The sequence below is a fragment of the Bythopirellula superficialaquae genome, assembly GCF_059632245.1.
This window is the reverse complement of sequence record NZ_CP197426.1, coordinates 2,659,193-2,671,885: the sequence shown is the minus strand read 5'-3', so window position 1 is coordinate 2,671,885 and position 12,693 is coordinate 2,659,193. Positions and strand designations below refer to the sequence as shown.

Here is a 12,693-nt window from a genome sequence, read left to right as displayed (position 1 = left end):
GTCTGGGTTATAACCTGGATGCAGCGACTGCACTTTGTATGAAAATTAACCAAGTTTTAATGACACAAAGTCGTGCTGTCAGGAATTGCATTTCGATATTGGATCAGTTACGTTATTAACCAGCGCGGCCATGGATTGTTTCTGGACGAACAAGCTTTAACAGGAGGTAATCTATGCCAAGTGGTGCTTATTTCATTCGTAGTTGCCCTACTTGCGGCAGGTCCCTCGAAGTGCGGGTCGAATACCTCGGGAAGATGGTATCCTGCAAACATTGCTCGGCTCAGTTCGATACGAGCGATCCCCCTTATTTCTCTGACGGTGCCAGCGAATCGTCGCTCAATTTGCTAGCGCGTGCTGAAGAGCTTTTGCAAGCGGTGAAGGTTAACAAATCTGAAGAGAGCTGTTACGCACTCGATTAGGCTCTTCACGGATTAGGCAATTTTAATCAATTCGCCTTTGCGACCAATCTCGCTAGATCGTCGAAAAACCGTGGGTACGTTTTGGCAGTGCAGCCCGGATTTAGGATGACCACGCCGGGCTGTACTAACCCCGCAATCGCAAAACTCATTGCCATCCGGTGGTCGTTATAGGTGTCGATCGCAGCTGCACGCAGTGGTCCGGGCGTAATATCTAAGCCTTCGGCGTGTTCGATAACGTCGGCACCGAGTTTTCTTAATTCCGTCGCCACGGCAGCGATGCGATCCGTCTCTTTATGGCGGATGTGGCCAACGTTGCGAATCCGCGTAGTCCCTTCGGCAAACAGCGCCACCACCGCCAGCGTTTGCACGGTATCACTGATGCCGTTCATATCGATGTCAATTCCCTGCAGCGGCATGCCGATCACCATGATCGAATCGTTTTCGTGATGAACTTTGCAGCCCATCTGGGCCAGGCATTCCACGAAAGCAACGTCGCCTTGCATGCTTTCACGGCTCAAGCCTTTGACCGTGACTTCACCTCCAGTCACCGCAGCAGCAGCCCAAAAATAACTCGCCGCCGAGGCATCAGGCTCAATGTCATAATTGGTAGCGGTGTAGTTGCCGACGCTTGGAATCTCGATCTTGGAATAATCGCTAGCAGGAATGGTCTCAATACCGAACGATTGCATGACTTTGAGCGTCATCGCCACGTAAGGAATCGAAACGAGCGTGCCGACGACATTCAAGGTCACAGAATTCTTGGCACACGGAGCGGCCATTAGAAGCCCACTTAGGAATTGACTCGAAATATCACCGCGCACCTCTGCCGAGCCCCCATCGAGGCCATCCGCGTGCACAACAACAGGGGGACAACCTTGGGCCCCATCACAAACGACCTTTGCCCCCAGCTGATTGAGTGCGTCGACCAAATCGACAATCGGGCGCTCACGCATACGCTCGATTCCATCCAACCGATACTTGCCTTGTCCCAAGGTCACCAGCGCCGTGAGAAAGCGAATCGTCGTACCGCTATTGCCGACGAAAATATCAGCTTCCTTGGCGGGAATTTTTCCTCCGCAGCCCTGCACGCGAAGTGTCTCGCCAGCATCGTTCACTTCAACATCGATCCCCAACTGCTTGAGCCCGGCGATCATCACATGGGTATCTTCGCTGTCGAGTGCCCCGGTGAGCAACGACTCACCCTGCGCAAGCGCGGCGCAAACTAGCGCGCGATTGGTGATGCTCTTAGACCCCGGGGGACGCACTTGGCCACGAATCAGCCCCGCGACAGGTTGTATCTCGATCTCAGCGGACATAAATCGGTGAATTAAGAAATCTTAGTGAAAATCGCCGCCCACGCGCGATTGGTCGTTTGACGCTCGGCGTGTATGCTTAGGACTAGAATATCGCGACTAACACTCTTCTGCCACCCGCAAGCCAATTCCGTCGACGCACTCCACCACACACCCTCGCGCTTCCCATGAAAAAAGTTTCTTCCGGCGGCGGCTGGCCAGCCATTTGGTACACGCTACGGAAAGGCCGCGAAGCAGGCGGGCTTTGGAAACTATGGAAGGCGATGCGTTCCAAAAACGCTTGCAAGACCTGCGCCCTAGGCATGGGTGGGCAACGCGGCGGCATGGTCAACGAGCAAGGCCACTTCCCCGAGGTCTGTAAGAAATCTCTGCAAGCCATGGTCGCCGACATGCAGGGGGCGATCAACACCGACTTCTGGCAAAAGTACACCCCCGATGAGCTCAAACAATTCACACCGCGCGAGTTGGAAAACTGCGGTCGACTGACGCATCCTTTGCTCTACTCACCAGAGTTACGTTGTTATCAACCAATTTCTTGGGAAAGTGCCTATCAACGAATCGCCAGTAAATTACGAGAACTCTCTGCCGATGAGACCTTTTGGTATTTCAGTGGCCGCAGCAGCAACGAAGCTGGATTCCTGCTGCAGATGTTCGCGCGGCTCTACGGCACGAACAACGTCAACAATTGCAGCTTTTATTGCCATCAAGCCAGCGGCGTGGGGCTCACAAGCAGCACCGGCAGCGGCACGGCCACGATTGCGCTCGAGGATCTCGACGCAGCGGATTTGGTCTTTGTAATCGGCGGCAACCCGGCCAGCAATCACCCGCGGCTGATGCGCACCTTAATGGAAGTCCGTCGTCGTGGTGGGGAAGTGATCGTCATCAATCCCATTGCGGAAACGGGCCTCATGAATTTTCGCGTGCCGAGTGATTTGCGTTCGCTATTTTTTGGAACCAAGATCGCCAGCCTTTATGTGCAGCCACACATTGGTGGGGATCTCGCGATGCTTACGGGCATTGCCAAAAGGATCGTCGAGCTGAATGCCCATCTACCGAGCTTCTTGGAACAATACTGCAACAACTGGCCGGCGTTGAAAGAAAACCTCGCCGAGACCTCTTGGGGCGAGATCATCTCAAAGTCAGGCGTTACGTTTGAAGAGATCGATGGGATCGCGCAGCGGTATACAAAATCTCAGAATGCCGTGTTTAGTTGGACGATGGGCATCACGCACCACGCTCACGGCGTGCAAAACGTACAGGCCATTGCTAACTTGGCACTAATGCGGGGGATGGTAGGTCGTCCCGGTGCAGGATTATTACCGATTCGCGGGCATTCCAATGTGCAGGGGATCGGTTCAGTTGGCGTCACTCCGAAACTGAAAGATGCGATTTTTGACAGGTTGCAATCTCATTTTGGTGTGACACTCCCCACGACGCCGGGGCTCGACACGATGAGCTGCATGGAACAGGCCGCGGCGGGCAAACTGAAGTTCGGTTTGTGCTTGGGTGGAAATCTGTACGGTTCCAATCCCGACGCCACATTCGCGCAAAAATCTCTCGAGAAGCTCGATATGCTCGTCTATTTGAGCACAACTCTCAACACGGGCCATGCTTATGGTTTGGCACGCGAAACGATTATTCTGCCCGTGCTCGCGCGCGATGAAGAACCACAAGCAACCACACAAGAGTCGATGTTCAATCTCGTGCGATTGAGTGACGGAGGCCCACGCCGCCACGCGGGCCCCAAAAGCGAAGTCGAAGTCATCGCCACAATCGCGCACAATATCGCCACAGGCGAGCCCGCTTCAGCGGGCGGTGCAGCGGGCTGCGTAAAAGCTGGTTTGAAATCCATCGATTGGAAATCCATGCGCAACACAGGCCGCATCCGAGAAGCAATCTCAGCCATTGTGCCCGGTTTCGACAAAATCAAAGACATCGACCGTACGAAGGAAGAATTCCAAATCGCCGGCCGCACGATCCACGAGCCCAGTTTTCCGACTCCCGATGGCAAGGCTGTGTTGCACACCCACGAATTACCCGAACTTTATGGGGCTATCCCTGGCGAACTGCGCCTCATGACAATTCGTAGTGAAGGGCAGTTCAATACCGTCGTGTATGAGGATTACGATCTCTATCGCGGCGTGCCCGATCGTCGAGTTATTTTGCTTCACCCCGATGATGTTGCGGTCTTCGGATTGGAAGAATCTGCAACGGTGTCTGTCCACGGGCCGGCAGGCTCGATGAACGGTGTGCGTATTCATGGCTTCCCCCAAATCAAACCAGGCAACGCGGCCATGTACTATCCCGAATGCAATGTCCTGGTCAGTCGTCATCTCGACCCCGATAGCAAAACTCCTGCATTCAAGTGCGTGGTCGTAACCTTAACTCCTGAACCATCACTTGTGGCTTAGCGATCAATCAATCCAAGGAAAGGTTTTATGCTTCATCATTTTTCTGCGTTAGTCGCCTTAGTCACGATGATAATAGTAACGAATAGCACAACCAGTTCCGCCCAAGACAACACCGTCGCGGCGCGGGATTTCATCAAGCATTACGAAGAGACCGTCGTCCCCATCGAAATCGCTCTCAGCCGCGCGTGGTGGGATGCCAACACCACCGGCAGTGATGAAGCGTTTGCGTCAAAGGAAGCTCTCGATAAGCAACTGAACGAGCTTTTGGCTTCTAAGGAAGATTTCGCAAAGCTCAAACTCATTAAGGCAGCACAGATCGATGATCCTCAAGTGGCCCGCCAAATCGAGTTGCTTTATCTGTTGTACCTGGGCAAGCAAGTCGATATCAAACTGCTCAACCGCATGTCGTCGAAAGCCAACGAAATTGAAAAAACGTTCAACACTTTCCGCGCGCCGGTTGGCGACAAGTCGCTCACTGACAGCCAGGTTCGCGAAGTGCTGCTCAAAAGTCAGGATTCCGCCGAGCGGCAGGCCGTGTGGGAAGGCTACAAGCTGGTCGGTGAAAAAGTTGCCGAGGATTTGCGCGAGCTCGTCAAGATGCGCAATCAGGCGGCGCAGCAACTAGGGTTCAAGAATTATCATGTGATGCAGCTGGCGATCAACGAGCAAGATCCCGCTCAAGTGTTGGCGCTTTTTGACGAACTCGATGAGCTCACGCGCGAACCTTATGCCAATGCGAAGCAGGAAATTGATGCCTCGCTGGCTGTGTATAGCAATATCCCCGTGGATGAATTGCAGCCCTGGCATTATCACGACCCATTCTTTCAAGAGCCTCCCGCCGTCTATGAGGTCGACCTCAGTGGGCCGTTTGCACAGGCCGATATTCTCCAAATCTGCCGTGAGTTTTATCAAGGCATTGGCTTGCCGATCGACGATGTAATCGAGCGGAGCGATCTCTACGAAAAACCGGGCAAGAGCCCGCACGCCTTTTGCACCGACATCGACCGCGAAGGAGACGTGCGCGTACTGGCCAATATCGTTCCCAACGAATATTGGATGGGAACGATGCTGCATGAGTTGGGCCATTCGGTTTACACGAGTAAGTACATCCCCAGCTCGCTCCCTTACTTGCTGCGGGTGAATTCGCACATTCTCACCACCGAAGGGGTGGCCATGATGTTCGAGCGTTTCGCCACGAGTGCCGACTGGCTCAAAGCCTATGGTGTGAAAGTCGACGACCCCGCGGCCTACACCGCCGCGAGCCATCGCATGCGACGCGACAAGTTGTTGATCTTCTCGCGTTGGTGTCAGGTGATGTACCGCTTTGAAATGGCCATGTATGAAAATCCCGATCAAGACTTGAACAAACTATGGTGGGATCTGGTCGAGCGGTATCAACTCGTGAAGCGACCCAAGGATCGCAATGCACCCGATTTTGCAAGCAAGATTCACATCGTCACGGCCCCCGCATATTACCACAACTACATGATGGGCGAACTGTTTGCCTGCCAAGTCCACGAAGCGATTGCCAAAGAATTGAAACTTCCCGGCGATCCGGCCCAAGCCATCTACACACGCGACCCACGTGTCGGCGAGTTCATGCAGGCAAAAGTCTTCGATCCCGGCGTGATGCTTCCCTGGAACGAGCTCACCAAGCATGCCACCGGCGAGGAACTCAATGCCAAAGCCTTTGCGGCGGAATTCGGTGAGTAAGCAATTCGTTAAGCAGTTCCCGTTTAGGATGAATCTTGCTGGCAAAGACTTGCTTGCTGGCAACGCTCAACTTACGCTAAGAGTTTAGTTCGCTGCGGAATGTAAAATTCTGTACACTCATCCTCTTTGAATTACGCTTCCCCAAGGCATGGCCATGAAACGATTTGTGAGCCTATTCATCGCTGGCTCGTTGTTGGCAGGATGTCTCTGCATCCGGCCCTTGATTTCCGTGGCACAGCAACCCGTCGGTGACAGTCCTCATCCGTCGACCACTACTGGGGAAATGGATGCCGCGCGAGAACAGATTTGGAACAGCCCCGAGATGCTCGAAGCGCGGGCTCACATGGAGTTGACGTTCCAAAGGTCCGCCCAGATTACTGACGAGCAAGCCGCTCAGTATATGGCCGACCTTAAAGCGATGTCTCCCGAGCAAATGCAAACTTGGCTGCTTCAACATCAAGCTCAACGCGCCCAGGTGCAGCAGGAAGAAGCCCGCTGGTCAAATCTACGGCGTGATACTTCGCGAGGAAATTTGCCCGGGCAAAATGTCGGCGGCTTTCGCAATCCCGTGGCAACTCGCAGCAATGTCTCGTCGGGGCGGCCCGTGACGAATACTCCGATGCGGCAACCTCAGCAGCCCGTCCAAAAGCCGTTTTCCGACCCGCAGTATGCCCGAGCGCTGAAACCCCTCGTTTCAAGTCGAGATGTGGCCCGCGCGGAAATTCTGCGCAGTTTTAGCCCGTGGTTCGTCTATTAAAATTGCGCTACGATTTGACCCACTAAACATAGCAGACGTTTCAAATATGAACTCTCATTGCTTATCTCGTTTTCTTGGCCTGATGCTCAGCGCCTTAATGCTGTTAGGCTCAGCACACGCCCAAGAAATTCGCCAGCCGCTTCCCAATGGCTCGAGCAATGCGGCCTTGCACTACCAACGGGCGATTCTGTTTCTCGACAATGTCGATCCTGAGTTAAGAAAATTGCTCGACGAACCGCTGTGGAAACTCGTTACGCCTGACATGACGAGCGATCAACAAAACAAAATCTCGCAGCTTCTTTTTCAGGGTCGCCATGCTTTGCGTGCTGGGATGATCGGCACGCAACAGAGCGCGGCTGATTTTGGCACCGATTTGCGCGCCTACGGATCGGCAATTCTTTTGCCGCATGTGGAATCGCTGGGGCAATTGGCCAAGCTGATTTCGCTGTACGGTATGCAGCAGCAGGGAAATGAACAATGGGCCGATGCTGCGGAAACGTATCTTAGTGTCGTGCGGATGGGACAGCATCTCACCGAGCAGCCTACACTGGGGGAATCCGCCAAAGGAATTCGCATTCTCGAAACAGGTTATTACAGCCTCGTCACCTGGGCCACTCATTGCCCGGATCATAAACTGACTGCGTCAGCGCGGCTGTCGCTGTTGGCAGCCAACTCCGGATCGGTATCGCCGCTCAACGCGATCAATACCGAAGCCGCGATCGTGGATTTGCGGATCACTCAACTCCAAGCAGCTTATCCGAACGGCAATTGGCCAGAAATTTTGCTGGCGACGATTACCGATGAGCCAGAAGCCGAAGACGTTGCCGATTGGCAAGAGTTCGCCAAATCGCAGGCCATCAAACACGGCGTGCCGGACTCGGTTTTCACGAGCGCCGAAGAGTTCGACAAATTCGCTGATCACATGCGAGAAGTCAACAGGCAATATTATGCACGAACGCTCGCGGCGTTGGCTTTGCCACCACAACAAGCCATTCTCACAGGACAAAAAGTCCATACGGAATTCGCCGATCAGTTATTGCGAATAGGAAATGCTGAAACGCTCAGCCCTGGCCAGATCGCTGCATTCTATGCGACCCACGAAGCCGCTTTCCGGCTTTTGGATGTGACGCTTGCCGTTTGTGCTCAGCGAGAGGGAGAACTCTTCCCGCCCAATCTCACAAAAGTCGCCACAACCTTTGGCGGGAAACTACCCGTAAATCCCATCGACGGCAAAGCCGCTCAGTATCAAGCGAGCAGCGACCGCAAGGGTTTCCGAATTTCGTTCCCTGCCATCAAAATTGGCGAAATCGAAGTTCCTCAAATCGCATTCGATTATAACTTCGCCCAAAACAAGAAATAGTAAACCACTCATCGACGCTGATATTCGCTAATTTTTATTAGCGATCATTAGCGTGAATTAGCGGTTAAAACTTCTTAGCCTGGCGTGTCGAGATACGGGTCTTGGCCCATGGCGCGCTGAATTTTTTGCCGTTCTTTTTCGTGATAGAGCATAATTTTTCGATCGCGGAAGTGCCGTCGTTCCACACGGCGCTGGGCTTTGTGAAAAATCTGCTCCATCGACTTGAGCGCTCCCTGTGAGCGAAGGCCCAACTCACGTAGTCGCGTTGCTTTCTTAGGACCGTAACCCAAGAGCAAAATCTCGTCATCGAGCGCGAGAAACTGGCGGTACGAACCAGGATCACCTTGGCGGCCGCAGCGGCCAATCAACTGGCGGTCGATTCGCTTGGCTTCGTGGAGTTCCGTGCAAATGACGTGAATGCCGCCAAGCTCATGCACCCCTGGCCCTAATCGAATATCCGTACCACGCCCCGCCATGTTCGTGGCCACGGTGACTTTGCCTTCTTGCCCCGCAGCCGCGACGATTTCGGCTTCACGTGCGACGTGTTTTGCATTGAGTACAACCGGTTCGATACCTCGTTCAGCGAGCATATTGGCTAGGTGCTCGCTCTTATCAATCGAGCGTGTGCCAATCAAAACTGGCCGGCCTTTTTGGTGTTCGGCGATAGCATCCTCAACGACTCCCAACCATTTTTGATCGATCGTGCCGTAGACCTGCGTTGGCAATTGCTTGCGAATCGGGGGGCGATTCGTCGGAATCGATTCCACCTTCACGCGGTAGATTTTTTTCAGTTCGCCACGGCTCGTTGAGGCCGTGCCAGTCATCCCTCCCAGGCGTTCATAGCGCAAAAATAAATCTTGGATCGTGATCCGCGCCGCCTGATTCGTGGCGAACGTGATTTCGACCCCTTCCTTGGCTTCGACCGCTTGATGAATCCCAGCCCGCCATTTGCGCCCCTCGGCCATGCGGCCTGTGAACTCGTCGACGATTACGATTTCGCCGTCTCGCACTACGTACTGCCGATTGAGAAACATCTCGCGGTCCACTTTAACTGCGCGCTGGATATATTCGTAAATCGATGACAACGGCAAACGATCCATCGCGCTCGGCTTGGGCAGCATCCGCACAAGTTGCCGCCCGGCGAGTGAAAGCTCGACGGTTTTGTCATCATGATCATAAACGTAGTGTTCGTCTTCAATAAAATCGGTCTGCCTCTCGGCAGCCCAGCGATAGGCTTCGGTCGCGATTTTTTCGTCTTCGCCGGGGAGCGCACTTATAATGAGCGGTGTGCGAGCTTCGTCGATGAGAATGCTGTCGGCTTCGTCCACCAGCATGAAATGCAAACCGCGCTGTACGGGTTGATCGCCAGCGGCATCGCCCACCGTGCCCAGCATCTTGCCGAACAAATCCTGATTGCCTTCACCTTGGGATCGCATGAGCAAGCGATCGCGGAGAAAATCGAAGCCCATTTCGTTGGCCGTGCCGTAGGTCACGTCGCAGGTGTAGGCCTTGCGGCGTTCAGGCTGCGGTTGCTGGCCTTGAATCACTCCCACGGTCATACCCAACGCGGAATAGAGTGGTTTCATCGATTCAGCGTCGCGGCGGGCTAGGTAATCATTCACCGTTGCCAGATGCGAGCCTTTACCTTCGAGTGCCGCCAGATACATCGGCAATGTCGCGGTAAGCGTTTTGCCTTCGCCGGTTTGCATTTCGATAATCGAACGATGATGCACGGCCGCTCCGCCCAGAATTTGCACGTCGAAATGCCGCATATTCATTTTGCGGCGACCTGCTTCACGCACGAGGGCAAACGCCTCGACGAGCAGCTTATCGAGCGATTCGCCGCTCCGGACACGATATCGCAATCCCAAGCTCGTTTTGCGCAGGTCGTAGTCGCTGAGCTGCTGCATCTGCGGTTCAAGGGCGTTGACCAGCGGGACATAACTCGCGCAGCGGGCAAGATGATCTCCAAGCTTGGCTCGGATGGTGCAACTCAAACCACTGGGAATTTTCGACACGCTTGACTACCGCGAGATGTCTGGACCAGAGAAAGAGAATAAGTCCCTCTGAATGATTCAATCATACCGGGACACGCGCGGTTGGAGAATGACTTACCGTTGACGTTGAATCCCTTGCACGGTGTAGGAGGGCACGAACGTGCCGTCGCCGTTGTCGTGAGGTTCCATGAATCCTTGGATCAGCAAGAACTCACCGGGCTGCAATCCGCCGAGAATTTCCGGATTGCTAATCACCGCGACGCCGCCGTAGTGATCGGGTGCCCCTTGCAGTGGAATATAGCGGACGCCCCAGTAGCCGGTTTGTGGATAGTATTGCAATTGCCCGCGGAGCGTGGCGTAGGAACCGTCAAAGCCAAAACGGGCCGGATCTTCCTGAGGTGTGCCAGGAGCTTGCGCGGGGATTGGTTCGACCGTGCTTGTTGCGGCTGCTTGTTGAGAACTCCCTTGCGGACGGAAACCATCACTCGCCGCCGCTGGGGTTGGCGTAGCCGTGTATTGTGCCGGTTGAACCGAGTTTGGGAAGCCTTGAGTTTCAATCGCAGGGGGCGAGTAAACAAACGGCGTACTCGTGCCCATCTGCTGATTCGCCGCGACCTGCAGAATGTCATTCGGATTGCTGTTGGGCACTGATGCGAATCGCGTGCTCTGATCGTCAGGATTGATTCGCACGACGGAGTTTTCCGTACCCGTGGGGGCAGGGGTGTAACTCGTGGCTGGCGGTGCGCCATACGGATTGGCAGCGGGTTGATTCCAACCGCCGGGCGGCGTGACAGGCGCGCTTTGCAAAGGCTGTGTTTGTGGCGGAGCGGTCACCGAAGGAATCGCGGTGCTGGCCGGAGCAAACGTTGTCGCTGGTGCGGCACCAGGAACTGCGGCCGGCGCGGTTGCCATACCGGGATCACCAGGATAATAAGGTTGAGCCGTCCCCGGCGCGAGAGTGCGCGTGGCCGGTGGTGGAACGCGATCAGCAGACGCGAAAGGGTTCGTGAGCGGCGTCGACTGAGAGCGACATCCGCCTATCACGCAAAGCATTATGATTGCGATGACCCACCGCATCGGTAGATTCCTTTCCACCGCCTGGAGCGAAAAACAAAGCCACGTCTGGCTACAGTGCGAATGTTAACCAACTTGCCGATTGTGTCCAGACAGATTTGCCAGCTACGCGAGGCACCTGCTAAGAACTTGCCCAATTTGTTACGATCATCAGCGCGAGCCTCGAGAAACCTGCGGGCTACGCAGGCCTTGAGGCAAATAAGTAGAATAGGCAGAGTACGAACCCGCTCTACGATGCATCACTGGAGAGTGTGTGGCAGTTAGCGAAAGTAACACACCAACTGAAAGTCCTCGGCTCTACGGCTATTGGACGGCCCATTTTGTCGTCGTGGCCAGCATGATCGGCGCGGGGATTCTCTCCGCGTCGGGATATATTTTGCGCGATACGGGCAATCCCGCGGCCCTTCTGGCACTTTGGATTGTCGGCGGCGCAATGGCCTTGGCCGGCGCTGTGACGGTCGCCGAATTGGCCACAACTTTTCCGCGCGTGGGTGGCGACTATGTGTTCGTCCGCGAAGGTTTTGGTCCCGCAACAGGCTTCGTCGCCGGTTGGGCCACTTTCTTTTTGGGATTCGTCGCGCCCACGGCAGTCATCGCCCGGTTAGCTGGCTCGTATCTTATTGACCCGTATGAAACGTTCCTCAGAGAGCAGGGGCTCGACTTCATTGCAGGTTACGGCCCGCAATCCGTTGCTGCATTGATCATCCTCAGTAGCTCGATCGCCCACGTGTTGGGTCATCGCCAAAGCGCAACATTTCAAACAGTATCAACCATCAGCAAACTGCTGGTACTCGCACTTTTGTGTCTCGCCGGCTTGTTTTCCAGCCACGCTCAATGGGAATACTTGCAGCAAAGTAGTTGGCCACCGAGCGATCAATGGTCACTGCTCGCCACCGATTTGATCTACGTCTGTTATGCCTATTCCGGCTGGAACGGGGCCGGCTATCTGGCGGGTGAAATCAAGAATCCCACCAAGTTGTTGCCACGCTCTTTAATCGGCGGCACGGTGACGGTGATCGTCATCTATCTGGCATTGAATCTGACGTACGTCATCGCCTTAGACCCACATGCTATGCAGCAGTTGCCCGTGGATAAGGTCGAGAATGTTGCCGAAATGGCGATGCAGCAGCTGTATGGAACGACCGCCGCGACTGTCGGGGCCATGCTGTTGGGATTGGGACTGATCGCTTCGGTCAGTGCTTACATGATGATCGGGCCACGTGTTGCACTAGCCATGGCGAATGACGGTGCCTTCCTTCCGTTCGCTGGCTATTTGCACCCGACGCGGCAAACGCCCATTGCAGCGATCTTCCTGCAAGGCGTGCTGGCCTGCGTGCTCGTGTGGTCGGGCAGCTTTTTGCAACTTTTGGATTATGTCGCCGTGGGGCTCTCGGCCGTGTCGGGGTTGATGATCGCCAGCATCTTTCCCATTCGGCGCCGTGAATTGGATCGACCTTACCGGATGCCGCTTTACCCGCTGCCGCCTATCCTCTATTTAGTTCTCGTCACTTGGACCATCGCCAACACTCTGATGCAGCCCGACCGTCGCGTGCCCGCGCTCTTAAGTTTGGCCACAATGGCCCTCGGTGTTGCATTTGCCAGGCGCATAAAAAAAGCTCGCCCCCAACAATAAGAGCGAGCTTCTCGTT

The 12,693-nt window shown here is 54.7% G+C and carries 9 protein-coding genes; 6 read left to right on the top strand and 3 right to left on the bottom strand.

Going from position 1 to position 12,693, the window contains the following annotated elements; genetic code table 11:
* The first annotated feature begins 173 nt into the window (after nucleotides 1-173).
* Complete coding sequence (locus SH678x_RS10925) at nucleotides 174-419, top strand: response regulator (protein ID WP_496922945.1); 246 nt, start codon at nucleotides 174-176, stop codon at nucleotides 417-419.
* A gap of 26 nt (nucleotides 420-445) precedes the next feature.
* Here SH678x_RS10925 and aroA read toward each other — a convergent pair whose 3' ends face one another.
* Complete coding sequence (aroA, locus tag SH678x_RS10920) at nucleotides 446-1,735, bottom strand: 3-phosphoshikimate 1-carboxyvinyltransferase (protein WP_496922944.1); 1,290 nt, start codon at nucleotides 1,733-1,735, stop codon at nucleotides 446-448.
* A 164-nt stretch (nucleotides 1,736-1,899) separates the two neighbouring features.
* Here aroA and SH678x_RS10915 point away from each other — a divergent pair, with 164 nt between their 5' ends.
* The 4 genes from SH678x_RS10915 (at nucleotide 1,900) to SH678x_RS10900 (ending at nucleotide 7,973) form a co-directional block, all read left to right on the top strand.
* Nucleotides 1,900-4,143, top strand: a complete 2,244-nt coding sequence (locus tag SH678x_RS10915; protein WP_496922943.1) for an FdhF/YdeP family oxidoreductase — start codon at nucleotides 1,900-1,902, stop codon at nucleotides 4,141-4,143.
* A gap of 27 nt (nucleotides 4,144-4,170) precedes the next feature.
* Nucleotides 4,171-5,856 (top strand): M2 family metallopeptidase, encoded by a 1,686-nt coding sequence (locus SH678x_RS10910; RefSeq protein WP_496922942.1) that lies wholly within the window; start codon nucleotides 4,171-4,173, stop codon nucleotides 5,854-5,856.
* Nucleotides 5,857-6,010: 154 nt separating this feature from the next.
* Nucleotides 6,011-6,613: a hypothetical protein gene (locus SH678x_RS10905; RefSeq protein WP_496922941.1), complete on the top strand. Its 603-nt coding sequence runs from the start codon at nucleotides 6,011-6,013 to the stop codon at nucleotides 6,611-6,613.
* A 46-nt stretch (nucleotides 6,614-6,659) separates the two neighbouring features.
* Nucleotides 6,660-7,973 carry a hypothetical protein gene (locus tag SH678x_RS10900; RefSeq protein WP_496922940.1) on the top strand — a complete coding sequence of 438 codons (1,314 nt, stop codon included), beginning with the start codon at nucleotides 6,660-6,662 and terminating at the stop codon, nucleotides 7,971-7,973.
* A gap of 74 nt (nucleotides 7,974-8,047) precedes the next feature.
* On the opposite strand, the gene SH678x_RS10895 is transcribed toward SH678x_RS10900, so the two are convergent.
* Nucleotides 8,048-9,991: a preprotein translocase subunit SecA gene (locus tag SH678x_RS10895; protein ID WP_496922939.1), complete on the bottom strand. Its 1,944-nt coding sequence runs from the start codon at nucleotides 9,989-9,991 to the stop codon at nucleotides 8,048-8,050.
* 93 nt (nucleotides 9,992-10,084) lie between these two features.
* Nucleotides 10,085-11,047: a hypothetical protein gene (locus SH678x_RS10890; RefSeq protein WP_496922938.1), complete on the bottom strand. Its 963-nt coding sequence runs from the start codon at nucleotides 11,045-11,047 to the stop codon at nucleotides 10,085-10,087.
* Between the two features lie 250 nt (nucleotides 11,048-11,297).
* Here SH678x_RS10890 and SH678x_RS10885 point away from each other — a divergent pair, with 250 nt between their 5' ends.
* Nucleotides 11,298-12,677: an APC family permease gene (locus tag SH678x_RS10885; protein WP_496922937.1), complete on the top strand. Its 1,380-nt coding sequence runs from the start codon at nucleotides 11,298-11,300 to the stop codon at nucleotides 12,675-12,677.
* The last annotated feature ends 16 nt before the right edge of the window (nucleotides 12,678-12,693 follow it).